We start from the raw sequence: 25,742 nt of genomic DNA, 5'->3' as shown, positions 1-25,742 counted from the left end.
CGCAGGAGCGTCAGGCGATGAAGACGGAGCAACTCATCAACGCAATGGCGGCCGACACCGCGCCGCGGCGCTCCTTCCTTCGCTCCTTCGTCTACGCCACCGCCTCAGGCGTCGCCGTCGACGCGTTGATCTTCCTTGCAGCGATCGGACCCAGGCCGGACATTGCGGCCGCTGCCGAGACCTGGCGGTTTCTGTTCAAATTCGTGGTCACGCTCTCACTGGCCGTGCCAGCTACGACGCTGGTCTACCGGTTGGCCGCGCCCGCGATGTGGCGCCAATGCCGGCTCGAGATTCTCGGGGTGCCGCTCTGCCTGTTGCTTGCGGCGGCGGCTTTCGAGCTCGATCTGGTGCCCCGCTCGCTGTGGATGGTCCGCCTGATCGGTTCGAACTCGGTCAACTGCATCACCCTGATTCCGCTTCTGGCTCTGGCTCCACTGACGTGCTTCCTCATCCTGCTGCGGGACGGAGCCCCGCGCGATCCGGGATCCGCCGGCGCGGTGGCCGGCCTCGCGGCGAGCGCGATCGCCGCAACGTTCTATGCGCTCAACTGCTTCGACGACAGTCCGCTGTTCGTGATCACCTGGTATCCGCTCGCGGCGTCGATCGTCGTGGCGGGCGGCTATCTCGGCGGGCGCCGGTTCCTCGCCTGGTGACGGAGGATCTGCCCTTAAGATCCACTTAAGCCTGTACGGCGATCGCAGCGCACTCGAATTCAAGGATCAGGATGGACCTCATGAGTGCATTGTCATCGGATCGCCCCGCCTTCTCCGTCACGGGCTGGACGAAACTGTCCGGCACTCTTTCGGGCTGGAGCGCATGGCCGCTTCGTCTCATCGTGGGTTATGGATTCATCGTCCATGGCTGGGCGAAGCTGAGCCGCGGCCCCGAGAGCTTCGCGGCGTTTCTACACGCCGTCAACGTGCCTCTCCCGCTGTTCTTTGCCTGGGCAACCACGGCAACCGAGCTGATTGGCGGCCTCTGCGTTCTGTGCGGCGCGTTTGTCGCAGCGGCGAGCCTGCCGTTGTCGGTCGTGTTGCTGACCGCGCTCTTCACGGTTCATCTTCCTTACGGCTTTTTCTCCGTCAAGCTAGCAGGCATTTCTCCGGACGGAGTGAAGTTCGGCCCGGTCGGGTACGAGCACATCCTGCTCTATCTTGCCGGCCTGATCAGTCTTGCAATCAGCGGCGCGGGACCATTGTCACTCGACAGTTGGCGTACGCGACGTGCTGGCAGAGACAGCCAGGAAGACAGCGATGTCGGCGCAAAGGACAATCTTACGAAGACTCCCCGAGATGACATCACCGACTGACTTCAGACCCATCTCACCGACCCGACCTGTCGGCACAGCCGATCCGCTGCGCTCGCCGAAACGGACGTCCGCCCGGCCCTTACGAGTGCACATCAAGCAACTCCGCTACGCTCACTCTCCCCAGACTGTGACGATAGCCCTCCCCCAAACGGGAAATCTGTCATAGGCTCGGCGCGCCTGCGCGGCGGCGAAGCCGTGGCCTCCGAGGAGAGACGCCCATGAAACTCGCGATGTCGGCCTGCCTCGCCGGCGCCCTGCTCGTCGCCGGCGCCACTCATGTCGCTGGTGCCTCCGCCGCCACGCCCGCGAAAATCTCGGGCTCCACGGCGCTGGCGCTGGCGGGCGTGATCGCGCCGCTGTCGCCGATCCTGTCGGGCGCCGAGAAGAAGGCGGTGGCGATGCTGTTCGCCGCCAATGCCGACATTCCCTACAAGAAGCCGATCGTGGTGACCGCAGACAAGATCGTCTGCCGCACCAGCAATGTCGACATCACCGTCCGCAACTGCGAGGTGACCTTCGGCAAGAAGGTCAAGACGGTGAACGGCTCCACGGCCAACGAGATCTTCGCGACCGAGGCGCTATCGGGCGTTCCGGCCGATGGCGCGGCGGGATCGAATTTCGAGAGCCTGAGCAAGCTGAGCTGCACGATCGATCCCAACGCCATCAGGCAGAAGGACGGGAGCGGGGCGGACTGCACGTTTCAGCCGGGGAATTGAACCAGCGCGAGGGGCAGGTTCGAGCCGCCGTGAAATCGCCGCATCATGGACCAAAAACATCACGTCATAAGGCGAATTGAAAAGACAGGCCCATCAGGCGCACCAATATGAGCGCGCAAGGCCGGCACCCTCATGATGAAGAACTGTCTCGCATTTTTGCTTCTCCTGACCGCGACGACGGCCTCCGCCCATGGCCTGCTGCCGGTGCGGCCGACCGCCCCGTCCGATCTCGTCCTGACAGGCCTCACCGATAGCGACACCACCGCCGGCGGCGTCGCGCGGCTGTGCGAGCAGGTCACCTTCTCGCGCGGCCTGCGCTATGGCGACAGCGAGGCCAACGTGCTCGACGTCGCCACCAGCGAGACCAACAAGGCTGACACGCCGCGGCCGGTGCTGCTGTTCGTGGCGGGCGACACGTTCACCGGCGACCGCGGGGCGCCGGACCTGTCGCGCGACATCCAGGACGAGGCGATGTGCTTTGCCGCGCGCAACGGCATGATCGGGGTGCGCGCGAACTACCGCCTCGCGCCATCGGCGACCTGGCCGATGGGGTCGACCGACGTCGCGGCGGCGCTGTCCTGGATCCACGGCAATATCGACCTGTTCAACGGCGACGCCCGCGAGATCGTCGCAGTCGGCTATGGCGCCGGCGCCTTCCATGTCGCAAGCCTGCTGGCGCATCCCGAACTCCAGGCCGACCGCGCCGATGTCGCCGCGGTGGTGCTGGTCTCGGGCATCTACCGCGCCGGCAAGGACGCCAGCGACAGCGAGAAGGCGTATTTCGGCACGGATACCGCTCAATATGACAAGCGCTCGGTATTTCCCGGCATCCTCAATGTCGACGCGCCGATCGTGCTGGCCTGGGCCGCGAACGATCCGGCGAACCTCGTTGCACAGGGCGAGACCCTGAAGAAGACGCTCTGCGGCGCGGGCCACTGCCCGCGCACCACGCTGCTGCGCAGCCGCGACGGCATCGCGGCGGCGTTCGGGCTCGACGGCTCCGGCGACAGTCTCGCGGAGCCGACGCTGCTGCTGGTGCATCAGCTCGAGGCGCGGGGGTTGCCGTAAGGGGCGTTCCTCACCCGCCAGCGCCGTCAGTGATCTCTCCGGGCCAAACACTTCTCCCGGCATCCACGGCTCACCCGCGGCGCAAGAACGGGGGTGCCCGAGACAGGCCCGGGCATGACGACTTGTCGCGGCGCGTCAGTAGGCCTGCCGTTTCGTCCGGCACGTCACCCGGCCACAGGATTGCCAAACGCTTGACGTAGATCAACTCGCCTTGGTGCAGATCGAGCCGTCCTTTCCGGGGGCCAACAACATCAAGGCGTCGAGCATGCGCGTCAGCAGCAGACTGCTGTTCGTTTCGATCGCTGCGCTCGCCTCGCTCGGGGCGATGTCGCAGCAGCGTTCGGACCAGCCCGACTCCGATCCCGGTTCGGACAAGGAAATCCGCATCGGCAACATCGTGCCCTATTCGGGGCCGCTGTCGGAATTCGGTGCGATCGGCAAGGCGGAGGCCGCCTATTTCGACATGGTCAACGATCGCGGCGGAATCAACGGCCGCAAGATCCGCTTCATCACCCGCGACGACAATTCCGATCCCGCCGCTGCGCTGGACCTGACCCGCGATCTCGTCGAGAAGGACGACGTGCATCTGATGTTCGGCTCGTTCGGCACGCCGGGCAATATCGCCACGCGCTGGTATCTGAACCAGAAGAAGATTCCGCAGCTGTTCGTCGCCTCCGGCGACGAGGAGCTGAGCCAGCCCAAGGCGTTTCCCTGGACCATGGGCTGGCAGCCGCCGTTCCGCTCGGAGGGACGCATCTACGCCAACTACATCCAGGCCTATTATCCCCGGAAGAAGATCGTGGTGCTGTGGCAGAACGACCAGTTCGGCCGCATGCTCTACAAGGGCATCCAGGAAGGTCTCGGCGATATGAACCGCCAGGTCCTCGTCGACGTCGCCTTCGACATTTCGGACGAGCATCTCGAAGGACACGTCTCGATCCTCAAGCGCGCCGGCGCCGACATCTTCGTCTTTCTCGGCGTGCCCTCGACCGCGGCCAAGGTGATCCAGCTGGCGGCGTCGCTGAATTGGCACCCCGTCTTCATCGTCAACGATGCCTCCGCCACGATCGCAAATGCGATGGCGCCTGCGGGGCTGGAGAATTCGGCCGGCGTGGTCTCGGCGGCGTTCCTGAAGGACCCGAGCGATCCCGCCTGGAAGGACGATCCGGCCATGAAGGACTGGTTCGCCTTCATGGACCGGTACCACAAGGTCGAAAGCACCAACAACAGCGCGGCGCTCTACGGCTACGCCGCGGCCGAAACGCTGACGCAGGTGCTTAAACAATGCGGCGACGACCTCTCGCGCGACAACATCATGCGCCAGGCGGCCTCGCTCAGGGACTTTCACCCCTCCGTCGCGCTGCCCAACATCAGGATGAACACCTCACCGGGCAGCTATCTGCCGATCAAGCAGATGCGGCTGGTGCAGTTCGACGGACGATCCTGGCAGCCGTTCGGGGCGGTGATCGAGACGGCGTTCACGGAAGGGGCGGCAAGGTGAGCCCTGTCATGTCCACCTTTTGCTGAGCTACCCCTCTCCCCCGCCCTCCCCCACAAGGGGGGAGGGCGCGCGGCGGAGTGCGTCGCTACGTTGTGCTTCATCGCACTCACTGGAGCGAGCTCGCGCCACAACAAAGGTGCGTTCCCTCCTACTCTCTCGATCAGAAAGATCTCACGCCGGCTTCAGCGACGCCAGCGCGTTCTCCAGCAGCGAGCGCACGCGTGCCGCATCGCCGGACTTCACGACCGCCGGATCGAGATAGAGCTCGAGCCCCGGCGCGCGCTCGGTGATGACGCCGCTTCTCTCCGCAGCCGCATCGCTCAGCGCATCGACCGAATAAGGAATCACCTCGCGGCTGATGCCCTTCATCGTGATCGCGGGCAGCGCGTGGGCGCGGACGATGTCGCTGACCAGCGCAAACGTTTCGTAGCTCAGCACGATGCCGCCGGGCTCGGCGATCGATTGCAGGCGCGCTGCGAGGTTCGCTTCGGCCCCGATGATGGTGTAGTCCATGCGGTCGCTGCTGCCGAAATTGCCGACATTGCAATAGCCGGAATTGATGCCCATGCGCGAGCGGAACGGCTGCTCGATGCCGGAGGCCCGCCACTTCGCATTGAGCTCGGTGAGACGCTGCTGCATGCGCCAGGCCATCTGGAGGCAGGCTTGCGCATCGGCGCGGTCGCCCCTGGACTCGGGGTCGCCGAAGAAGATCAGCATGGCATCGCCGATGAACTTGTCGACCGTGCCGCCGTGCTCGTGCGCGATCGCCGACATCTCGGTGAAATATTCGTTGAGGAGCTGGGTCAGCAGTTCGGGCTGGAGCCGCTCGGTGGTCGCCGTGAAATTCTGGATGTCGGAGAAGAAGATCGTGAGCTTCTTGCGCTCGGTGTGGATGGTGACGTCCTTCTGGCCGGAGAAGATGCTCTTGTAGACCTGCGGCGGGATGTAGCGCGAGATCTTCATCGAGAGCGAGGCCAGGAAGTCGTTGGCGGATTCGAGCTCCTTGTTCATGCCCTTGATGCGGCGCGCCTGCCGGCGCTGGAGCGAGAGGAACGACAGGCCACTGCCGGCGGCGATCAGGAAATAGGCCAGCAGGAACTTGAACGAGAAGATGTTGGCGGCGATCGGCTGGGCGATGATCACCTCCTGGATGCCGCGGACGTCGCCGACCTTCCAGTCCTTCTTCGGGCTCTCGGGATGGCTGTTGTGGCAGCTCACGCAGGCCGGCCCCATCGTGACGGGCGCGACCAGGCGGACCTTGTCGGAGAACAGCGAGGTCTCGGTGTCGACGATCTTCCGTTCGGGATCGGCGCGCAGCGCGGCCAGCGCATCCTTCTCGAACTTGTCGAGCTGGTGCGGGGCGCGGTTCTGGAACGGGAAGTCGGAGACGAAGCGGTAGGTGATGTTCTCCTGCTGCGCGCCGATGACCCGGCCGAGTTCCAGCGACAGCGTCGCCGGGATCGGGATCGCGCCGGGGACGGATTCGTAGTTGTGCACGACCTTGGTGGTGCCGTTGGGGTTGGCGAGAACGCGCCCGACCACGTTGGACGCATAATAGCTGCGCACGCTCGATATGACGGAGTTGAGATCGATCGCCTGCCGGCGGAGCGCGTTCTTGCTGAGCTCGGTCAGGTCCAGCCAGACCGCGAGCGGCAGGGCGAGCAGGAGGAAGGCGATCACGGCGCCGATCAGGATGCCGCTCTTGCGCTGCTCTTCGGCGATCTCTTGTTTCACTTGATGGCTCCGTTGTGTGCGTTTTTGGCGCAAATCCGGGGATTTGCGGCCAGCATGCGGTCTGCACAGAGCCCATAAACCCGCGCCCGCGCAACCCCATTTTATGGTGGTCGCGGCACCGGGCTTTTCGTTTCATGTCGAATGTCTAAGATCGGCATCAACCTGCATTCACTCCGCCGGGAGGGCCCATGACCGAGAACATCCGCATCGTCAGCTTCAACGCGCGCCCCGTGATCGTGCCGATGAATTTGCCGCTGAAGACCTCGACCGGGGCGGTGGCGAAGGCGCCGCTGGTGCTGATCGACTGCGAGACCGACCAGGGCGCGGTGGGGCACGCCTATCTGTTCTCGATCACGCCGTCGGCCTTGATGCCGCTGACCGCGATGGTCACGGAAATGTCAGAGCTGCTCAAAGGCGACGAGCTGCTGCCGTTCGAGATCGAGCGCAAGCTGACCCAGCGTTTCACGCTGCTCGGGCTGGCCGGCCTGCAACGGCTGGCGCAGTCCGGCATCGACATGGCGGCATGGGACGCGCTGGCGCGCATACGCGGCCTGCCGCTGGCGCGCCTGCTCGGCGGCGCGCCGAAACCGGTGAAGGCCTACAATTCGAAGGGGCTCGGCATCATGCCCGCGGGTGCCGCGGTGGAGGAAGCCCACAAGCTGCTGGCCGAGGGCTTTCACGCCGCAAAGATCCGCGTGGGCCGGCCCGATGCGCGGGAGGATCTCGCCGTGGTCCGCGCGGTGAGGAAGGCCGTCGGGGACGAGGTGACGCTGATGTGCGACTACAATCAGGCGCTGACGGTGACGGAAGCGATCCGCCGCGGCGAGATGCTCGACGACGAGGGCTTGAGCTGGATCGAGGAGCCGATCCGCCACGACGACTATGCGGGCTGCGCCCGCATCGCGGATGCGTTGCGCACGCCGGTCCAGATCGGCGAGAATTTCGACAGCGCGTTTTCGATGCAGGCCGCCCTCTCCGCCGAAGCCTGCGACTACGTGATGCCCGACGTGCAGCGCATCGGCGGCGTCACCGGCTGGCTCCGCGCCGCCGCGCTCGCGCATGCCGCCGGCATCGAGATGTCGACGCACCTGTTCTCGGAAGTCAGCGCGCATCTGCTCTGCGTGACGCCGACAGCGCACTGGCTGGAATATGTCGACTGGGCGAACGCGGTGCTGGCGACGCGTTTGCAGATCAAGGACGGGTTTGCGCTGCCGGGCGAGGAGCCGGGCAACGGGATTGAATGGGACGAGGCGGCGGTGAGGAAGTATCTGGTGGGGTAGATACGCTGAAATCTCCACATCGTCGTGGCCGGGCTTGTCCCGGCATGACGGCCTCTCGCGGTGAGCGCCCTCACCGCGCCGCGGCGTTCAGGTCCATCGTCTCGAGCAGGCTGTTCTGCCGCCAGTCGATGAAGGCGTCCTTGAGGCGGCTGATCTCGCCGGCGTGCTCGGGCACTCCCCAGAGATTGTGCTGCTCGAGCGGGTCGGTCTCGAGGTCGAACAGCTGACCGTCCTCGGCGCCGTGGATGAACACGACCTTCCACCTGACATCGCGCACCATGGTGATCAGCCTTGCGCCGGTCATCGCGACGTCGCCGGCTTGCTCGCTGAACACGAAATCGCGGCCGGCCCATTCCTCGCCCTTCAACGCCGGCAGCAGGCTGCGGGCCTGGAACGGTTTGGGATGCTCGGCGCCGGCAAGATCCAGAATGGTGGGCGCAAGGTCGAACAGCTGGCACTTCTCACGGATGCGGCGGCCGCCGGCGAACAGGCTGGGCGACCAGAACAGCAGCGGGATGCGCGTCACTGGCTCGTACATCGACCATTTCTGGCTGAGGCCGTGCTCGCCGAGATTGTCGCCATGGTCGGACATGAAGACGACGACGCAATTGTCCAGGTAGCCCTTGTCCTCGAGCATGGTGATCAGGCGGCCGATCTGCTCGTCGATCATGGTGACGTTGGCATAGTAATGCGCGCGCAGGCGGCGCATCTCTTCATGCGTGGGCGCAAGCTTCCATGAGACAGCGTCGTGGTCGACCTCGGTGTCGTGACGGCGCTTCTCTTTCAGGTACGCCGGCAGGCCCTCGATCTCGGCCTCGGTCGGCCGCGGCACGGGCAGGTCGTTGCGGGCGAGATAGTGCTCCAGATATTCCGGCAGCGGATCGTACGGCGGATGCGGCCCGGGCAGGCCGATCTGCATGAACAGCGCCTCGGGCTTGGGCCGCGTCTGGAGCCACCACATCGCGGTCTCCGCGACGAAAATGTCCGGGTGCAGCGACTTCGGCATCTCCCAGGTGAAGGCGCCCATGCGGTCGCCATAGTCGGGCAGGCTGCGGTAGCCGGCGCGTGACGGCTTGGTCAGCTTGTGCGCGGCAAAGGCCTTGTCGAGTTCGTCGGCGAACCAGCGCCCCTCGAAGAAGCGATCCTTGTTCTCGACCACGAAGCGCTCGTGGAAACCGGCCTTCGCGTCATAGGGGATGGTGTGCATCTTGCCGACATTGACGCAGTGATAGCCGGCCTCGCCGAGCTTGCTGACCCAGGTCTTCTGCCAGTGCTGCCCGTTCTTCAGCACGCCCGAGGCGTGCGGATAGAGGCCGGAGAACAGCGCGGCGCGCGAGGGCACGCAGCTCGGCGCGTTGATGAAGCAATTGTCGAAATAGACGCCCTCGCGCACCAGGCGATCGAGATTCGGCGTCTTCATGTACGGATGGCCCGTCGCCGCGATCGTGTCGAAACGCTGCTGGTCGGTCATGACCAGGATGATGTGGGGCTTTGTCACGATGGCTTTGTCCTGCGCGGCGTTGAGTCAATAGAAAATATGTCTGACATAATAATTCTTGTCAAACCAGCCCGGATTTGATTATCTGACTTCAGAAGCCTAATTCTGCATGCCTCTTCGCCGTCACTTGTAATAAATCAGACATTTTATTCCAAGAAACCGGAACCACCGTGGCAAAATCTCCCAGCAAGGACAGCCCGCAATCGAGCGCCCAGGTCGCCCGCGAAGTGGCGCGGATGATCCTGACCGGCGTCTGGCGCGAGGGCACGACGCTGCCGCGCGAGATCGAGCTGGCATCCCGCTTCAATGTCAGCCGCGCCTCGATCCGCGAGGCGCTGTCGCTGCTCAAGGCCAAGGGGCTCATCGCCTCGAAGCAGAAGGCCGGCACGCATGTGCGGGCGCGGTTCGACTGGAACATGCTCGACGAGGAATTGCTGAACTGGACGCTCTCGGCCTTGCCGACGCAGGAGTTCGCCAAGCAGATTTTGGAGGTTCGCCGGATCGTCGAGCCCGAGGCCTGCGCCATCTGCGCCGTGCGCGGCACCGACGAGGACTTTGCACGGATCGAGCGCGCCTATCGCGGCATGGATGCGGCCGGCATGGACCGCGTCGCGTATGCCGAGCCGGACCTGCAGTTCCACCGCGGCATTCTCATCGCCACGGGCAACGATTTCCTGATCGCCTTCGGCGCGACGGTCGCGGCCGCGTTGCGGATGTCGTTCGACCTGTCGAGCACCAATCCCGGCGCTCCGCGCAAGAGCCTGCCCTATCACCGCGCCGTGCTCGACGAGATCTGGGCGCGCAACGCCGACGGCGCGCGCCAGGCCATGCACAAGCTGATGGACCTGACCGAGCAGAACATCGTCACGGCCATGTCGCGTCAGAAGAAGAAAGACGCCGAGGTCGACGAGAACGTCCGCACCAGACGGACGCGTTGAAGCCAGTAAACCATGATGAGGGAGAGAAACATGAACAACGCATCGCGTGCGAACTCGATCACCCGTCGCAATCTGCTCAAAGCGAGCGCCGCAGGCGCGGCACTGGCCGCATTCCCCGCGCCGCTGATCGCGCAGACCAAGCCGTTTGCCGGCGTGACGCTGCACGGCGCCTCGTTCCAGCACCGCTTCTTCACGCTGCTGCAGAAATACATTCCCGAGTTCGAGGAAAAGACCGGAATGAAGGTCGACCTCCAGCTCTCGGCCCTGCCCGTCTACAACCAGCAGGCCAATCTCGAGCTGTCCTCGGGCGGCTCGGCCTATGATTTCGTCAACGTCACCTTCACGCTCGCGACCCGCTGGATCGCGGCAGGCCTGCTCGCCAATCTCGACGAGTTCACGGGCGATGCCAATCTGACGCTGGCCGAGTGGAATCCCAAGGATTTCGTCGACGGCGCGCAGGTGCCCTATCGCGACGCCAAGGGCGCCACCTACGGCTATTCCTGGGAAGGCGGCGCCATGCTGATGGGTCTGTCGCGCATGGACCTGATGGAGAAGAAGGGTCTGAAGATCCCAAAGACCTTCGCCGAGCTGCAGCAGGTCTGTGCCGAGATCAACGGCACCGACGGCGTCAGCGGCATGGTGTCGTGGTTCCTGCACAACTGGAATCTGCCGCCCTACATCCAGGGCTTTGGCGGCAACATCTTCAGGAACCCGCCCGGCGACCCGATGCCGACGCTGAATACGCCGGAGGCGATCCAGGGCGTCGAGTTCTATGCGAAGCTCCTGAAGAGCGCGCCGACCGGCGTTCTGACCTACACCGAGGATCAGGCACGGCAGGCGATGCTGACCGGCCGCGCCAACATCTTCATCCATTCCAGCGCCTGGGTGACGCCGATCCTGCTCTCGGACGAGAGCAAGGTGAAGGAGACCTCCCGCGTCGTGCGCTCGCCTGCCGGTCCGGTGCACGATTATCCGGCCTCGAACAGCCAGGGTCTCGGCATTCCCAAGAACGCGAAGAACCAGAAGGCGGCGTGGGAATTCATCAAATGGGCGCTCAGCCCGGATATCTCGATGAGGCTGGTCAAGGAGCACGGCCACTCGTCGATCTGCCGGCGCTCGATCATCACCAGCGACGAGTATCGCAAGCTCAATACGGTGAACGGCCAGGACCTCGGCGCGCTCTATCTCGAAGTGCTGGAGCTGCCGGGCAAGGGCGAGAACTACATGGCCTATCGCACGTCGAAGGAGTTTCCGATCGTCGGCGACGTCCTCAACAAGGCGTTCGAGCAGGTCGCCACCGGCCAGCTGCCCGCCAAGGACGCGATGAACGCAGCGCAGGACCAGGCCATCGCCGCACTCCGCCGCGCTGGGACAAAGCTTTGAGCGAGAGCGGAATCGACGGTGAGCGCCGCAGGTTCATCGCCTTCGCGCTCACACCAAGCCTGATCGTGCTGTTCGCCGTCGCCGCGCTGCCGGCGATCTATCTGATCGTGACCAGCCTGACGCCGTTCCAATTGACGACGCCGGGCTCGGCCACCGATTTCAGCGATCCCTTGCGCAACTATGCCCTGCTGCCCGGCGATCCCCGCTTCGTCAATTCGCTGGCCGTGCAGGCCAAGCTGTCGGTTGCGAGCGTGCTGTTCCAGGTGCTGCTCGGCATGCTGCTGGCGCTGCTGCTGAACGTACCGTCGCGCTTCGTCGAGTTCGCGCGCACCTTCTTCCTGATCCCGATGGTGCTGCCGCCGATCGTGGTCGCGGTGATCTGGAAGCTGATCTACGCGCCCGACATCAGCCCGCTCTATTACGCCGCCCAGGCGCTGCACTTCACGCTGCCGGCCCTGACATCCAGCGTCGATTTCGCGCTGACATCGATCATCATCGCCGACACCTGGGAGTGGACGCCGTTCACCTTCCTGATGGTGCTGGCGGCGCTGCAGACCATTCCCGACGAATATTCGGAAGCCGCCCTCGTCGACGGCGCCAATCGCTTACAGATCTTCTGGTACGTGACGTTGCCCTTCATCACGCCGATCCTGGTCATCTCGGGCATGTTCCGCCTGATCGACAGCGTGAAGGCGTTCCCGCTGATCTTCCTGCTCACCGGCGGCGGCCCCGGCACCGTCACCGAAGTCACCAACTATTACGCGTACCTCCTCGCCTTCGACACCAACGAGATCGGCTATTCCAGCGCGGTTACCGTGGTGATGCTGCTCCTGGTCTGCGGCATCAGCTTGGGGCTGGTCTGGATGGGCCGGCGCAGGCAGGCGCTGTCATGAACGAGTCGTCCCTGCGCAAGGCCACCCCCGGCCGGCTGATCGCGATCACGGTCGTGCTGCTCATCCTGCTGTCGCCGTTCCTGTGGCTGCTGCAGATGAGCTTCAAGACCAACGACCAGATCCTGCAATTCCCGCCGCCGCTGATCTTCAGGCCGACGCTGGAGAACTACGTCGCGCTGTGGCACAGCGCGTTCTCGGCGTCCTTCGTCAACAGCCTCCTGAGCGCCTCGCTCTCGACCGCACTGGCGCTGCTGTTCGGCGTGCCCGCGGCCTATGCGCTGTCGCGCTGGTCCGGCCGCGGCAAGCATGGCCTCTCCTTCGCCATCCTGGTGACGCGCATGGCGCCGCCGATCGCGTTCACGATCCCCTTCTTCCTGTTCTACCGCTGGATCGGCCTGCTCGACACCATCACGGGGCTCGTGCTGGTCTACACCAGTTTCAACCTGCCGCTGGTGATCTGGATGATGCAGCCGTTCTTCGATACCATCCCGGTGTCGCTGGAGGAGGCGGCCCTCGTCGACGGCGCGCGGACGCGTACCGTGTTCACAAAAATCGTGCTGCCGATGGTGACGCCCGGCATCGCCGCGACCGCGATCCTGTGCTTCCTCTACGCCTGGAACGACTTCTTCTTCGCGCTGATCCTGACCCGCACCAATGCGCGCACCGCGCCAGTGGCCGTCGTGAACTTCATGAACTACGAGGGCTGGGAATGGGGTAAGATCGCTGCCGGCGGCTCGCTGGTGATGGCGCCGGTACTGATCTTCTCGCTCGCGGTGCGCCGCTATCTCGTCTCCGGGCTCACGGCGGGTGCCGTCAAGGGCTGACATCATGAAGTTTCCGACCGGCGCCTCGCGCACCGTCTTCATCTTCGCCCATCCCGCCAGCCATGTCGCAGCGCCCCGCTACTACACGCCCTATTTTTGGGAGCAGGGTCTCGACTGGCACATGACGGCGATGGACGTGGCGCCGAAGCATCTCGCAGAGACGATCCGCGCCTTGGCGAAGTCGCCGAGCACCGCGGGCTTCAACCTGACCATTCCGCACAAGCCCGCTGCGTTCGAGCTCTGCGACGAGGTCGGACCTGCGGCAAGGTTCGAAGGCGTGGTCAACACGATCCGCATCGAGGCCGACGGAAAACTCGTCGGCGAGTCCTTCGACGGCGAGGGCTTCCTGAACGCCGCGCGAGAGGCCGGCATTTTCAACCCTGACCGCCGCACCGTGGTGATCGGCGCGGGTGGCGCCGGCCGTGCGATCTGCCATGGGCTGGCGGCAGGTGGTTTGAAGCGCCTGCGCATTCTCAACGAGGTCCCCGGCCCGGTCGAGACACTAGCTGCAAAGCTGCGCGGACAATTTCCTGATCTCGACATCGACCTCGAGGCGCGCTTCGACGATGCCGGGCTCTGCGTGAACGCGACCTCGCTCGGACTGAAGGCGACCGATGCGCTGCCGATGGACCCGGCCAAACTGCCGAAGGATTGCGCCGTGTTCGACATCATCGCGGCCCGGCGCACCGGCTTCATGGAGGCCTGCGCCGCGCGGGGGCTGAAGGTCGTCGACGGCGTCGCGATGATCCGGCAGCAGCTGCCGCTGCAAACGGCGTTCTGGCGGGGTGACCATCAGGTCTAGCAGACGCATTGCGAAACCGCCCAGCGCCGACTATCCATTCCCCATGACCACATGGCGCCCGCATCCCCATATCCGCGTCGTCGCGATCGGCCTGCACTGGCGGGACGGGCGGCTGCTTGCGGCCGAGGTGCGCGACGATGCGGGACGGATCAAGGGCGTGCGCCCGCTTGGCGGGGAGATCGAGTTCGGCGAGAATTGGCGGGCTGCGCTCATTCGCGAATTCGACGAAGAGCTCGGCATCAACGTCAGCATCATCGGCGAGCCGCTGCTGATGGAGAACATCTATGCCCACGAGGGCGCGACCGGGCACGAGGTGATGTTCATCGCCGAGGTCGCCTTTCCGCAAGGCGCGTTCAGCTCTCAGGACCGCATCGACTTCCGCGAGGACAATGGCGAGGAGATCGTCGCCCGTTGGTTCGACCTCGCCGATCTCGACATGCCTGATGGCCCCTAGCCTCTATCCCGCCGGGCTGAAGGATTTGCTGCCCAGGCTAAAGAACGGGCGCGACTGACAGCCGCGGCTACCACGTTTCCGCGCCGGGGATTTTCCTGCGCACGGCCATGCGCTGGATCCAGATGCAGCGGCGGACCGATCTGTTGGAGCGGCCGACGGCGGATATGCCTTCACCGGCCTGAAGCAGCGGCGCCACGTTCGCGCGCACCGCACGGCAGCGCTCCATTTCGGCCTGCCAGTCGATGATCGCAGCCTTCACGCTTGATGCCATCAGCGCCGGGACCGCTCCGACAAGAACCGCGATGGCAAGGCAAATCGTCCGCATCAGCAGCATCCCCCTCATCCCGCGCCAGCCGTATCACGCCGGTAGCGGAAGTCGCAATGATCGGCGCCTTGCATGATGGTCTGCGTGCGGCTGAGCCTGACGTCGGGGCCAAACCCTTCCGCGGTCGCAAAGTCGGCGGTGCAGACCATGAGGAAGCCGAGCTCCGGCTCGCCGAGCGCCTTGTAGAACTCGGCATAGGCGCATCGCTTCACGTCGAACGCGAATGCGTCCTGGGTCTGCTCGATCACGTCGTATTCAAGCGCGCCGTCGCGCGCATAAGTCCTGAAGGCGGAGGCGACGGCCTGGCCGAGATCGGCGTCGTTCTTGTCTTTGTTCCTGGCCTTCCAGAACTCTTCGCCGAAGCCGCGATAGAGGTCGCCCAGCGTGTTGCGCACCAATGCATTCGCACGCGCCTCGCCGAGCTCGGCCTGAAGCGCCTTGACCAGCGGCACAAGGACCTGCGCCTGGATTTTTGCCTGCTCGATGACGGATACGCTCATGGGCGGCCCTCTCGTCTGCGGTGCTTCGATGCGCGCCTGATCTGCGTCTCTTGCGGTTGTGAAATGGAACACACTTGAAGCAGCCTTCAGGTTGTATCATACTCAAGATGTAACCAAGACGAACGGGGCGAACGACCCCGTATCTGTTTCTCGATTATTTCATTTGCGAACACCGAGTTGGAGTCCCCCCTTCCAGGGTGAGGCCAACGATCCCTGCGGCGGACGCGCCCCAAGAGACCGCAACAAGAGATCGCGATCAGTTTCGAAAAATTCCGACGTCTCGCCGAATTCGGCGACGCGACGGCCGCCTCGCGCTTGCAGCCATCGAGAGGAACGCCCCATGGACGAACCCAAGCCGCTCACCAGCGCCTTCAACAGAACCGCAAACTTCTCCATCCACCAGGTCGATAGCGTGTTCAGGGCTGCCGCACACGCTGCTGCTGTACCCGCAGCCGTGCCGGTCACCCTGCCGCCGACGCTCGGGCCGCTGTCAGCTTTCACCGGCACGTTCACGGGCCAGGGGTTCAACACGATCTTCCGGCCCGACAGCGCGACGACGCCGACCCAGATGCCGGGGCCGATCAACACCACCGACCCGCCCGACAACGTGCTGGAGTTGAATCTCACCGACGAGACCATGTCGTTCTCGAACAATCTCGGTTCGATCCCCAATCGCGGCTCGGGGCCGCAGGCGGATGCCTTCCTCAACGGCGTGCCGTATCTCCAGACCATCAACGACGTGACCACGGGAACGCCTGTCGGCATTCACTTCGAGCCCGGCATCTGGCTCGCGGTGCCGGCGACCACCAATCCGCACGAACCATTCACCGTCGCGCGCATGGCCTCGATCCCGCACGGCACGACGATCACGGCGCAAGGCGCCGCGCTGCCGGCGATCGCCGGCAAGCCTGTTATCGCGGCGGTCAACATCACGCCGTTCCTGAACGGCAATCCGGCCAACAAGATCACTTTTCAAAACCAGACCGCGACCAACAAGACCACGCGCAGGCTGCCGCAGGACCTCACCGCGCTGATCGCCTCCGGCAAGCTGACGCAGGCCATGATCACCGACCCCAACACGGTGCTGCGCAACCAGATCGCACATCAGACCATCAGCCAGACCGTCATCATCGAGACCTCGACCAAGCCCGGTTCTCCACTGTCAGGCGGCCCGCTGCCGGCCGTCCCATCAGCAGGGCCACATCCGCAGGCGCCGAATTTCGCGGGCGGCACTGCGAACATCGCCTTCCTCCAGGGCGTGCCCGTGCCGCCGCCGGGCGGCAATGGCGCCAACGCCAACGCATTCCAGATGGACGCCGTGTTCTGGATCGAGACCGTCATCTACGACGTCGACGTGCCGCGCATCGCGTCGGGCGAGCCGCCGATCATCCTGCAGCCGTTACAGAAGGGCACGGTGCCGCTGGTGCCGAGCTTCGTCGCCACGCTGCCGATCGTGCCGGGCAAGGGATTTGCCGGCGGCCGCGTGCGGGTGGCGACGACGCAGATCCAGTACTCGCAAAAGGTCATGCTGGATTTCAACGGCCTGACCTGGCCGCACGTCTCGGTCGCCTCGCTGGTGCCGGCCGCGCCAGTGCCGATTCCGGAGCATTTGTTACCGTTGACGTGAGGGGCTAGGGAAAGGACGAGAGGAAAAGCGCAGCTAGACGCACCAGTCCGTCTTCGCTCTTCGAGCTACGCCGGACACGCTTCGTATTGAGATTGGAGCGTGGCTTGCCGAGCCGTAGCTCGCGGCGCCAGCCCGCCTGCGCCCGTTGGGCTTCGGCGTGGCATCCTTCTCTCGCTTGGCGAGCGAAGGATGGTGGGCACGACAGGGATCGAACCTGTGACCCCTACCATGTCAAGGTAGTGCTCTCCCGCTGAGCTACGTGCCCTAGAAGTCCACTTGCGTCGGGTGGGGGTCCCTATAACGGCTCAGGGGAGCGTGCGCAAGGACGGAACGCGGCGGATTTAGGCCGCCAGCATCTTGTTCACTTCGCTCACCAATTCGCGCAGGTGAACCGGCTTCGAGAGCACCTTGGCGTTCTTGGGGGCGTCCGAATCCGAGTTCAGGGCGACCGCGGCGAAGCCGGTGATGAACATGATCTTGATATCGGGATCGAGTTCCGAGGCCCGGCGGGCGAGTTCGATCCCGTCCATCTCCGGCATCACGATGTCGGTCAGCAGCATCTCGAACGGCTCTTCCCTGAGCCGCTGATAGGCGGCCATGCCATTGTCATGGGACGAAACCTGAAAACCGGCGTTTTCCAGCGCCTTGACCAGGAAACGGCGCATGTCGTTGTCGTCTTCGGCGAGCAGGATCTTTGGCATGGCAGGAACGTCGAATCCCCAGAGGATATGCAGAGGTCACTAAGCCCGACAGAGGGTAAATTTGGGGTGAAAATCTTAACCCTCGGGGCTCGCGCTGCCGGGGTGTTGTGAACCGGAATGGGCTCCGAATCAATTCTGCCGCAACCACTGATCCCCGCCTGCCTGCTCGCACGGTTAAGACGTGTTCCAGCACCCCGTCACATCTTTTCGCTTGGCAGAATGGTTGCGATTCCGGACAATGACGACACATAAGAGCCGCTCGACCGGCCGAATCACTCGATCTGGACCCATGCTGGATCGTGCGGCGTGAAGGGACGAAGCCTGAGAAGATGACCCGGTTTGACGGCGAGGTGTCGCCAGCCTTCGAGATCGTGGAGCCCGCCGAGTGGCGCGCGCCTGTTATCTTCAACTCGCCCCATTCCGGCTCGACCTACCCGGACGAATTCCTGAGCGCTTCGCGGATCGACTTGCCGCAACTGAGGCGGTCCGAAGATTCCTTCATGGACGAACTGATCGGCCATTTGAGCGGACGCGGCTTTCCGACCGTGCGGGTCAACTTTCCCCGCTCCTATGTCGACGTCAACAGAGAGCCCTATGAGCTCGACCCCCGCATGTTCACCGGCCGCCTGCCGAGCTTTGCCAACACCCGCTCGATGCGGGTCGCGGGTGGCCTCGGCACCATTCCGCGCGTGGTCGGCGACGGCCAGGAGATCTATCGCGACCGCATCGCGGTCGACGACGCGCTGGCGCGGATCGAGACGCTGTACAAGCCCTACCACCGGGCGCTGCGCAGGCTGATCAACAAGGTGCACCAGATGTTCGGCACCGTGGTGCTGGTCGACTGCCATTCGATGCCGTCGGTCGGCGTCAGCAGGGACGAGCCGCGCCGGCCCGATATCGTGATCGGCGACCGCTACGGCACGAGCTGCACGCCGCTGCTGCCCGACCGGGTCGAGGAGACCATGACCGGGCTCGGCTATTCGATCGGCCGCAACAAGCCCTATGCCGGTGGCTTCATCACCGAGCATTACGGCAATCCGGCGAGCGGCCTGCACGCGGTGCAGCTGGAGTTCAACCGCGCGATCTACATGGACGAGCGCCGCCGCGAGCGCGGTCCGCGCTTTGGCCAGGTGGCAAGCGACTTCGGCGTCCTTGCCGACGTGCTGGCGACCACGATCCCGTTCGGCGATCTCGGCCCGTTCCAGGCCGCGGCGGAATAGACTCGCCTCTTTCTCGAACGATCGTGCCCTCCGCGAGAAGCGCGGATGCGTTTTCGCTTCGCAAGCGTATGCGCGCTAAACTGAAAACAGAGACCCAAAGAAAAAAGGGCCGCTTCTAATGAAGAAGCGGCCCAAGTCTAGGGAGGAAACGCCCAAGGAGGGCAGCGGCAACGCCAAGCGCTACCGCACCGCAACAATATGCGGCCGCGCCGCACAAAGCGCAAGGGCTTTTGAGCCATTTCCCATGCAAAAACACATGGCTCAATTGCTCCCAGAGAAACCCAGATTCAGTTTCTTTGATAAGGAAATTCAATGAGTTGATTGTCATTTGCATACGAACGAGGCATGCTCGGAACTAAGTTTTCAACTCTGTGATCGATATTTGGCCAGCATATGGCTCGCCCGACGGTTCACTTGGGGCAGAAGGTAACCGGATCCAAAATACCAGGGTGCAAATCAAGACAGCGCTGCACGCGAGGGGCGAATTGAGCTAGGCAGATGCGAGCTTCACCCAACTTTCGTTTTGAGGATGCGCCGTGACGGTGATCGACTTCTCAGCCTTCATCGGACGGCTTGCCACCGCCTCCGGCGAGACCATCCTGCCGTTCTTCCGCACCTCGCTGTCGATCGACGACAAGAGCAAGACCAAGGATTTCGATCCGGTCACGGAAGCCGACCGCGCCGCGGAGGCCGTGATGCGGCGGCTGATCAAGGCGAGTTTCCCCCAGCACGGCATCGTCGGCGAGGAATTCGGCAATGAGCGCGAGGACGCAGACTATGTCTGGGTGCTCGACCCCATCGACGGCACCAAATCCTTCATCGGCGGCTTTCCGATCTGGGGCACGCTGATCGCGCTCCTGCACAAGGGCACGCCGGTCTACGGCATGATGCACCAGCCGTTCATCGGCGAGCGCTTTTCCGGCGACAACGGCTCGGCCAATTATAGAGGCCCGTCCGGCGAACGCCGGCTCCAGGTCCGCCGCTGCGCCTCGCTGTCGGAGGCGACGACCTACACCACATCGCCGCTGCTGATGAACGAGCGCGACCGCGCCATCTTCGGCCGGATCGAGCAGGGCGCGCGGCTGTCGCGCTATGGCGGCGATTGCTATTCCTATTGCATGCTGGCGGCCGGCCATGTCGATCTCGTGGTCGAGACCGAGCTGAAGCCCTATGACATCGCGGCCCTGATCCCGATCGTGACCGGCGCCGGCGGCGTCGTCACCACCTGGGAAGGCAAGCCGGCCCAGGGCGGCGGTCGCATCATCGCGGCCGGCGACGCGAGAGTTCACGAAGAAGCCCTGAAACTGCTCAACCAATGACCAACGCGAGCGGGAGGCTTGCATGACCATCTCACGCAGGCCGCTCGTTCGATTGTTCTTTGGATTGCTCCTGCTGCTACCATCGCTGGCGGCGGCCGAGAATTTTCCTGCCAAACCGATCAAACTGATCGTGCCGTTCCCGGCCGGCGGGCCCAACGACATCATCGCGCGCGTGATCGGCCAGCGCATGTCGGAACTATCGGGCCAGCCGGTGCTGATCGACAATCGCGGCGGCCAGGGCGGCGTGCTGGGCACCGACGCGGTCGCCAAGGCCGCGCCCGACGGCTACACCATCGCCATCTCCTCGGCCGGCGCGCTCGCGATCAGCCCGAGTATGGAGAAGGTCGCCTACGACACGCTCAATGATTTGACGCCGGTGACGCTGGTGGCGATCGTGCCGGAAATGCTGGTCGTGGCCGCCAACGTGCCGGCCAAGGACATCGGCGAGTTGATTGCGCTCGCCAGGGCGCAGCCGGGAAAGCTCAACTTCGCCTCCTCCGGTCCCGGCAGCCTGCCCCATCTCGCCGGCGAACTCTTCAAGCTGACGGCCAAGATCGACATCGTGCACGTGCCCTATAGGGGTGCCGCGCCTGCGGTGAACGATCTCTTGGGCCAGCAGGTGCAGATGACGTTCCTCGATCTCCCGGTGCTGCTGCCGCAGGTCAAGGCCGGTGCGCTCAAGCCGATCGCAGTCGGCTCAGCCGAACGTGCCCCGACCGCACCCGACGTGCCCACAACGAAGGAAGCCGGCTTTCCCGATCTGCGCATCGAGAACTGGTACGGCATGGTCGCGCCCAAGGACACACCGAAGGAGATCGTCGCCGCGCTGCACGATCTCGCGACCAAAGCCATGGCGGATCCCGCGGTGAAGGACAAGCTCGCGCAACAGGGCGCAACACTCGTCGGCGACGAGCCCGAGCATTTTCGCAGCTTCATCGCGGATGAGACGAAGAAGTGGGCGAAGGTGATCAAGGACGCCGGGGTGGAAACGGCGAAGTAGGAGCGCCGTCGAGTGCGCGGCTGCAGTGCCGGCTCACATCAGCATCACACCGCCTCTGCCCGCAGATGCTCCACCAGCATCTTGGCCGGGCGCGGCAGCGCCTTGAAGCTGCGCGCGCAGATCACGAGTCTCCGATTGGCGAAGGCGTCGCGCAGGCGGACGATGGCGAGCGGCATCAGCTTGGCGCAGCGACGGGCGGCGGATTCCGGCACCAGGGCAACGCCGACGTCGGCGGCGACCATCTGGCAGATCGCGTCGAAATCGCGCAGGCGCGCGCGGAAATGCGGGCGCATGCCGAGCCGCGCGGCGTGCTTTGAAATATGCATCTGAAGCGCGGTGGCGCTGGTCAGGCCGACGAACTCGCAGGCGCCAGCCTCCTGGAAGTCGATCTGGCGGCGGCCGGCGAACGGGCCTCGTTTGGACGTCACCAGCGTCAGGCGGTCCTCGCTGAACACGAAACGCTCGATATGGTCGGGCAATGCGTGCTCGGCGGCAAAGCCGAGATCGGCAGCGCCCGCCGTGATCGCGGCCGCGATGTCGGTGCTCTCGCGCTCCTCGATGTCGATGGCGACGTCGCGATGTTCGCGCAGGAAACCGGCGAGCGCCTTCGGCAGATGCTCCGACAGGCCCGAGGTGTTGGCGAGGAAGTGCACGCTGGCACGCACGCCGCTGGCAAAGCCTGCGAGATCGCCGCGCATGGCATCGACCTGGTGGATGACGAGCCGCGCGTGGTCGAGCAGGCTCTCGCCGGCCGCGGTCAGTTCGACACCGCGCCGCCCGCGCTTGAGCAGCGCGACGCCAAGCGCCTGCTCGAGACCCTTGATGCGCGCGCTGGCCGATGCCAGCGCCAGATGCGAGCGCTCGGCGCCGCGGGTGATGCTGCGCTGGTCGGCAATCGCGATGAAGAGCTGGAGATCGACGAGATCGAAGCGCACGGATGTCTCCTCCGATTTTGCCTTCGCTGTTGGCGAAGGCTGTCTCCGTAACCTCCAGATTGTGCCCGCGCGCGGCTTCGGTCAATGTACTGATATGATCGACCCGCTTCTCATTCTCATCGCCGCGGTCTTCCTGGTCGCCGGTTTCGTCAAGGGCGTCGTCGGGCTCGGCCTGCCGACCGTGTCCATGGGGCTGCTCGCGGTGAACATGGCGCCCAGCCGCGCGATCGCCATCGTGATCGTGCCCGCCACCGTCACCAACATCTGGCAGACCTTTGCCGGTCCCTATTTGCGCGACATCCTGAGGCGGCTGTGGCCGCTGATGATCGGCACCGTGATCGGATGCTGGCTCAATGCGGGCGCGCTGACCGGCCCGCATGCGCGCTACGGCACGATCGTTCTCGGCATCCTGCTGGTGATCTACGCAATCATCGGCCTCAGCAAGTTCAAGTTCCACGTCGCCCCTCGGAACGAGAAATGGGCCGGCGGCGTGGTCGGCGTGATCACCGGCGTGATCTCGGCCTCGACGGGCGTGCAGGTGATCCCCTCGATGCCGTTCATGCAGGCGATCGGGATGGAGAAGGACGAATTGGTGCAGGCGCTCGGCGTGTTCTTCACGACGGCGACGCTGGCGCTCGCCTTCAGCCTCACCGCCGGTGGATTGCTGACGCCGGCCAATGCCGTGCCGGGCGCGGTCGGCATGGCCATGGCCTTCGCCGGCATGTTCATCGGTCAGTCGGTGCGGGCGCGGATGCCGGCAGAGGCGTTCCGCCGCTGGTTCCTGGTCGCGATGATCGTGCTCGGCGTGTATCTGGCCGGCAGCGCGCTTCTGAAGGAATTCGCGTAGCCGAAGCTACCGCGTTTCCAGCATGGCGACGCGGATGCCGAGATAGATGAAGAGGCCGCCGAGCGCGCGGTTGACCCAGGCGATCACGCCCTCGGACTGCCGCAGCCGGAGCGCGGCCTTGGCCGCGAACGCCGCCAGCAACAGGCACCAGAGCGTGCCCGTAAGGATGAAGATCAGGCCAAGCGTCAGGAAGGCGAGTGGCTTGTGCGGCGCGTCGGCTGCGACGAATTGAGGCAGGAAGGCCAGGAAGAACAGCGCGACCTTGGGATTGAGCGCGTTGGTGAAGACGCCCTGGAGGAAAACCCGCCGCAGCGAGTTCCGCTCCGCCTCGTCCTTGACGGCCATCAGCGCCGGCCGCGACCACAGCATCTGAAGCCCGGTCAGCACCAGATAGGCCGCACCGACCAGCTTCAGGATCGAGAACGCGGTGGACGAGGCCATCAGAAGCGCCGAAAGGCCGATCGCCGCGCCCGCGACGTGGAAAAAGCAGCCGCAGCTGATGCCGAAGGCCGCCGCCGCTCCGCCGCGCCAGCCCATCTGCATGCTGCGGCCGATCACATAGGCCGTATCGGGGCCCGGCGTGATGTTGAGCAGCACGCCCGACAGGACGAAAAGCCAGATTTCGTGAATGCCCAGCATGACAGGCTCCCGCCGCCCGGCCGGGCGGTTTCAAGGGGAATGGCCTTAGTCGGTTCGCGCCTGGCCGTCCACCGCCGGGAATGCCCGGGATTTGCATCAAATTTGCAATGCGGATCATACTTTCGTTCGGCCTCATGTGCTCTATAAAGGCAGAGTTTTGAAATGCGGGATTCGCGGCGACTGCCACAGGGTGGCCGTCCCCGTCCCCTGGAGCTCCGAGAATATGGAAAGACGTCTGGCCGCCATTGTCTGCGCCGATGTCGCCGGCTATTCGCGGATGATGGGCACTGACGAGGCCGGCACCCATGCCGTCTTCAAGGCCCATCGCAGCGCGATTCACCCCATCATCCTCAATCACGGCGGCCGCGTCGTCAAAAACACCGGCGACGGCTTCCTGCTCGAGTTTGCTTCCATCGTCGGCGCCACCGAAGCTGCGATCGCCATGCAGTTGCTGATGGTGGAGCGCAACCACCATCTGCCGGCCGACCGCGCCATGCAGTTCCGGCTCGGCATCCACATGGGTGACGTCATCGCCGACGAGGACGAGGTGTTCGGCGACGACGTCAACATCGCCGTCCGCCTCGAATCGGTGGCGAGCCCCGGGGGCTTCGCGATCTCGGCCAAGGCCTATCGCGAGGCGAGCAAGCATCTCACCGTGCCGTTGGTCGACGGCGGCAACCACCGCTTCAAGAACATCAGGGATCCGATCGGGGTCTGGACCTGGACGCCCGACGGTGCGACCGCGCTCGCGCCCGAGCATAGGGAAGCATCGGCGCTGTCGCAGCCGTACCGCACCGCCATCGTCGGCGTGCTGCCGTTCGCCAATCTCAGCGATGCCCAGGACGAATACTTCTCCGACGGCCTGACCGAGGATCTGATCCACGCGCTGTCGCTGCAATCGTTCTACCGCGTGCTGAGCCGCAACTCGACCTTCGCCTTCAAGGGCAAGACGGTCAGCACCCGCGTGATCGCGCGCGAGATCGACGCCACCTATCTGATCCAGGGCTCGGTGCGGCGCGCCGGCGCCAAGATCCGCGTCACCGCCGAGCTGATCGCGCCGGAGACCGGCGAGCAGCTCTGGACCGGGCGTTACGACCGCGACATCGGCGACCTCTTCGCGATGCAGGACGAGATCACGACCAATCTGTCCGCGGCAATCGCCACCGAGATCGTCCGGGCCGAAGCCTCCGCGCCCGCGCGCCCGACCAACGACGTGACGGCCTGGGACCGTTTCCTGAAGGGCCTGTCGCATTATTACCGGCAGACCAAGGAAGACCTGGGCACAGCCGTCGGCCTGTTCCGGGAGGCGATCGCACTCGATCCCAAGCTGTCGATCGCGCATGCCTATCTCGCCACGATCCAGATCCAGAGCATCCAGTTCGGCTGGGTCAAGGGCACGCGCGAGATGTGGGCTGAAGCAATGCAGCTGGCCGAAACCAGCGTCCGGCTCGACCCGCGCTCCTCGTTCGCGTTCTCGATCCTGTCCTGGGCGCATGCGATGGAAGGCCATGACGAGGCGGCGATGGATGCGGCCAAGCGCGCGGTCGCCCTGAACCCCTACGACATGGGCGCACGCGGCGTGCTCGGCATCTGCCATTTCGTCATCGGCGAGCACAAGCAGGCGATCGAGCTGTTCTCGATGGCCGCCCAGCGCGACAACAGCGACCCGCGCTATCAATGGGCCGCGCTGAACGCCTTCAGCCACTATCTCGTCCGTCAATACGACGCGACCCTGTCCTGGGCGCGAGAGCAGCTCTACGTCAACCCGAACCACATGCAGGCGCTGGCGATCCGCGCCGCGGCGCTGGCGCAATTGGGCCGGACCGACGAGGCGACCGAGGCGACGGGCGTGCTGATGAGCAATTACCCCACCCTGAATGTCGACCGCCATTTGCGGAATTTTCACTGGAAGCGGCCCGAGGACATTGCGCATTACCGCGACGGGCTCCTGAAAGCCGGCGTGCCGGCCAGCAAGCTCACGCTGGTCCAGAGCGACCTCAGACGCGCCGCCGAATCCTGATCGCATCGTCCCGGAGCAATATCCTGAGATCGCTTTGCGCGGGCGCTGCGGTCTCGCCGCGGCGTTATTGACAGCAGGGTGAATTCAGCCACACTCCGCCACACCCTGAAGTAGTATAGCTACGCCGCCTCCGCTGTCTGTTTGTTAGGACTTTCCGCGCTGTATCAGCGCGGCCGCTTTTCGCGATTCGTTTGTTTCAGGACATTGCC

Annotated in this window: 26 protein-coding genes and 1 tRNA gene; 19 read left to right on the top strand and 8 right to left on the bottom strand. The window is 64.6% G+C overall.

Annotated elements, in window-relative coordinates:
• Positions 1-17 precede the first annotated feature (17 nt).
• From QY049_RS09270 to QY049_RS09250, 5 genes are all read left to right on the top strand, one after another.
• Positions 18-653: an NrsF family protein gene (locus QY049_RS09270; protein ID WP_194477951.1), complete on the top strand. Its 636-nt coding sequence runs from the start codon at positions 18-20 to the stop codon at positions 651-653.
• An 80-nt stretch (positions 654-733) separates the two neighbouring features.
• Positions 734-1,309, top strand: a complete 576-nt coding sequence (locus QY049_RS09265; RefSeq protein ID WP_301269282.1) for a DoxX family protein — start codon at positions 734-736, stop codon at positions 1,307-1,309.
• 218 nt (positions 1,310-1,527) lie between these two features.
• Positions 1,528-2,025 carry a hypothetical protein gene (locus tag QY049_RS09260; RefSeq protein WP_258763894.1) on the top strand — a complete coding sequence of 166 codons (498 nt, stop codon included), beginning with the start codon at positions 1,528-1,530 and terminating at the stop codon, positions 2,023-2,025.
• A 135-nt stretch (positions 2,026-2,160) separates the two neighbouring features.
• A complete protein-coding gene (locus QY049_RS09255; protein WP_309493995.1) occupies positions 2,161-3,093 on the top strand; it encodes an alpha/beta hydrolase in 933 nt (310 codons plus the stop codon).
• A 265-nt stretch (positions 3,094-3,358) separates the two neighbouring features.
• Positions 3,359-4,594 carry an ABC transporter substrate-binding protein gene (locus QY049_RS09250; RefSeq protein WP_258763896.1) on the top strand — a complete coding sequence of 412 codons (1,236 nt, stop codon included), beginning with the start codon at positions 3,359-3,361 and terminating at the stop codon, positions 4,592-4,594.
• A gap of 171 nt (positions 4,595-4,765) precedes the next feature.
• Here the strand turns inward: QY049_RS09250 and QY049_RS09245 are convergent, their stop codons facing one another.
• On the bottom strand, positions 4,766-6,328 hold the full coding sequence (locus QY049_RS09245; protein ID WP_258763897.1) for an adenylate/guanylate cyclase domain-containing protein: 1,563 nt from the start codon (positions 6,326-6,328) through the stop codon (positions 4,766-4,768).
• Between the two features lie 188 nt (positions 6,329-6,516).
• Between QY049_RS09245 and QY049_RS09240 the strand changes: the two genes are divergently transcribed.
• Positions 6,517-7,608 (top strand): enolase C-terminal domain-like protein, encoded by a 1,092-nt coding sequence (locus QY049_RS09240; protein WP_258763898.1) that lies wholly within the window; start codon positions 6,517-6,519, stop codon positions 7,606-7,608.
• 70 nt (positions 7,609-7,678) lie between these two features.
• Here QY049_RS09240 and QY049_RS09235 read toward each other — a convergent pair whose 3' ends face one another.
• Complete coding sequence (locus QY049_RS09235; RefSeq protein ID WP_258763899.1) at positions 7,679-9,106, bottom strand: sulfatase; 1,428 nt, start codon at positions 9,104-9,106, stop codon at positions 7,679-7,681.
• A gap of 170 nt (positions 9,107-9,276) precedes the next feature.
• On the opposite strand from QY049_RS09235, the gene QY049_RS09230 reads away from it, so the two are divergent.
• Genes QY049_RS09230 through QY049_RS09205 form a run of 6 tightly spaced genes read left to right on the top strand, consistent with a single transcriptional unit; the run spans position 9,277 to position 14,400 of the window.
• On the top strand, positions 9,277-10,044 hold the full coding sequence (locus QY049_RS09230; protein WP_194477956.1) for a FadR/GntR family transcriptional regulator: 768 nt from the start codon (positions 9,277-9,279) through the stop codon (positions 10,042-10,044).
• A gap of 30 nt (positions 10,045-10,074) precedes the next feature.
• Positions 10,075-11,427, top strand: coding sequence for an ABC transporter substrate-binding protein (locus QY049_RS09225; protein WP_258763900.1), 1,353 nt, complete (start codon positions 10,075-10,077; stop codon positions 11,425-11,427).
• A complete protein-coding gene (locus QY049_RS09220) occupies positions 11,424-12,320 on the top strand; it encodes a carbohydrate ABC transporter permease (protein WP_301269281.1) in 897 nt (298 codons plus the stop codon). The genes QY049_RS09225 and QY049_RS09220 overlap by 4 nt, the downstream gene beginning before the upstream one ends.
• Positions 12,317-13,144, top strand: a complete 828-nt coding sequence (locus QY049_RS09215; protein WP_194477959.1) for a carbohydrate ABC transporter permease — start codon at positions 12,317-12,319, stop codon at positions 13,142-13,144. The genes QY049_RS09220 and QY049_RS09215 overlap by 4 nt, the downstream gene beginning before the upstream one ends.
• Before the next feature lie 4 nt (positions 13,145-13,148).
• Positions 13,149-13,946 (top strand): shikimate dehydrogenase, encoded by a 798-nt coding sequence (locus QY049_RS09210; protein WP_258763902.1) that lies wholly within the window; start codon positions 13,149-13,151, stop codon positions 13,944-13,946.
• Positions 13,947-13,989: 43 nt separating this feature from the next.
• Entirely contained in the window at positions 13,990-14,400 is a 411-nt protein-coding gene (locus QY049_RS09205; RefSeq protein WP_309493945.1) for an NUDIX hydrolase, read from the top strand.
• 67 nt (positions 14,401-14,467) lie between these two features.
• On the opposite strand, the gene QY049_RS09200 is transcribed toward QY049_RS09205, so the two are convergent.
• The gene (locus QY049_RS09200) at positions 14,468-14,725 is read right to left on the bottom strand and encodes a hypothetical protein (RefSeq protein WP_258767074.1); all 258 of its coding nucleotides are present in this window, start codon (positions 14,723-14,725) and stop codon (positions 14,468-14,470) included.
• A 14-nt stretch (positions 14,726-14,739) separates the two neighbouring features.
• Complete coding sequence (locus QY049_RS09195) at positions 14,740-15,225, bottom strand: L-2-amino-thiazoline-4-carboxylic acid hydrolase (protein WP_258763903.1); 486 nt, start codon at positions 15,223-15,225, stop codon at positions 14,740-14,742.
• A 340-nt stretch (positions 15,226-15,565) separates the two neighbouring features.
• Here QY049_RS09195 and QY049_RS09190 point away from each other — a divergent pair, with 340 nt between their 5' ends.
• Positions 15,566-16,852, top strand: a complete 1,287-nt coding sequence (locus tag QY049_RS09190; RefSeq protein WP_258763904.1) for a heme-binding protein — start codon at positions 15,566-15,568, stop codon at positions 16,850-16,852.
• Positions 16,853-17,042: 190 nt separating this feature from the next.
• Here QY049_RS09190 and QY049_RS09185 read toward each other — a convergent pair.
• Both QY049_RS09185 and cpdR read right to left on the bottom strand, forming a co-directional pair.
• Positions 17,043-17,117: transfer RNA gene (locus tag QY049_RS09185), tRNA-Val, on the bottom strand.
• A gap of 76 nt (positions 17,118-17,193) precedes the next feature.
• Positions 17,194-17,553: a cell cycle two-component system response regulator CpdR gene (gene cpdR / locus QY049_RS09180; protein WP_007597092.1), complete on the bottom strand. Its 360-nt coding sequence runs from the start codon at positions 17,551-17,553 to the stop codon at positions 17,194-17,196.
• 329 nt (positions 17,554-17,882) lie between these two features.
• Here cpdR and QY049_RS09175 point away from each other — a divergent pair, with 329 nt between their 5' ends.
• The 4 genes from QY049_RS09175 to QY049_RS09160 all read left to right on the top strand — a co-directional run bounded on the left by QY049_RS09175 (position 17,883) and on the right by QY049_RS09160 (position 21,092).
• Positions 17,883-18,773 (top strand): N-formylglutamate amidohydrolase, encoded by an 891-nt coding sequence (locus tag QY049_RS09175; protein ID WP_258763905.1) that lies wholly within the window; start codon positions 17,883-17,885, stop codon positions 18,771-18,773.
• A 118-nt stretch (positions 18,774-18,891) separates the two neighbouring features.
• Positions 18,892-19,089 carry a hypothetical protein gene (locus tag QY049_RS09170; RefSeq protein WP_258763906.1) on the top strand — a complete coding sequence of 66 codons (198 nt, stop codon included), beginning with the start codon at positions 18,892-18,894 and terminating at the stop codon, positions 19,087-19,089.
• Positions 19,090-19,309: 220 nt separating this feature from the next.
• On the top strand, positions 19,310-20,092 hold the full coding sequence (hisN, locus tag QY049_RS09165) for a histidinol-phosphatase (RefSeq protein ID WP_194477966.1): 783 nt from the start codon (positions 19,310-19,312) through the stop codon (positions 20,090-20,092).
• Positions 20,093-20,114: 22 nt separating this feature from the next.
• Positions 20,115-21,092, top strand: coding sequence for a tripartite tricarboxylate transporter substrate binding protein (locus QY049_RS09160; RefSeq protein WP_258763907.1), 978 nt, complete (start codon positions 20,115-20,117; stop codon positions 21,090-21,092).
• 44 nt (positions 21,093-21,136) lie between these two features.
• On the opposite strand, the gene QY049_RS09155 is transcribed toward QY049_RS09160, so the two are convergent.
• Positions 21,137-22,027 carry a LysR substrate-binding domain-containing protein gene (locus tag QY049_RS09155; protein ID WP_301269280.1) on the bottom strand — a complete coding sequence of 297 codons (891 nt, stop codon included), beginning with the start codon at positions 22,025-22,027 and terminating at the stop codon, positions 21,137-21,139.
• Positions 22,028-22,121: 94 nt separating this feature from the next.
• Between QY049_RS09155 and QY049_RS09150 the strand changes: the two genes are divergently transcribed.
• Positions 22,122-22,874 (top strand): sulfite exporter TauE/SafE family protein, encoded by a 753-nt coding sequence (locus tag QY049_RS09150; RefSeq protein ID WP_301269279.1) that lies wholly within the window; start codon positions 22,122-22,124, stop codon positions 22,872-22,874.
• Between the two features lie 6 nt (positions 22,875-22,880).
• On the opposite strand, the gene QY049_RS09145 is transcribed toward QY049_RS09150, so the two are convergent.
• Positions 22,881-23,513 (bottom strand): LysE family translocator, encoded by a 633-nt coding sequence (locus tag QY049_RS09145; protein WP_258763908.1) that lies wholly within the window; start codon positions 23,511-23,513, stop codon positions 22,881-22,883.
• 223 nt (positions 23,514-23,736) lie between these two features.
• On the opposite strand from QY049_RS09145, the gene QY049_RS09140 reads away from it, so the two are divergent.
• The gene (locus QY049_RS09140; protein ID WP_258763909.1) at positions 23,737-25,533 is read left to right on the top strand and encodes an adenylate/guanylate cyclase domain-containing protein; all 1,797 of its coding nucleotides are present in this window, start codon (positions 23,737-23,739) and stop codon (positions 25,531-25,533) included.
• Positions 25,534-25,742 lie beyond the last annotated feature (209 nt).

Source organism: Bradyrhizobium sp. WYCCWR 13022 (assembly GCF_030435535.1).
Lineage (GTDB): Bacteria > Pseudomonadota > Alphaproteobacteria > Rhizobiales > Xanthobacteraceae > Bradyrhizobium.
Note: the sequence above shows the minus strand (reverse complement) of the source record. Positions and strands in the feature narration are given on the sequence as shown.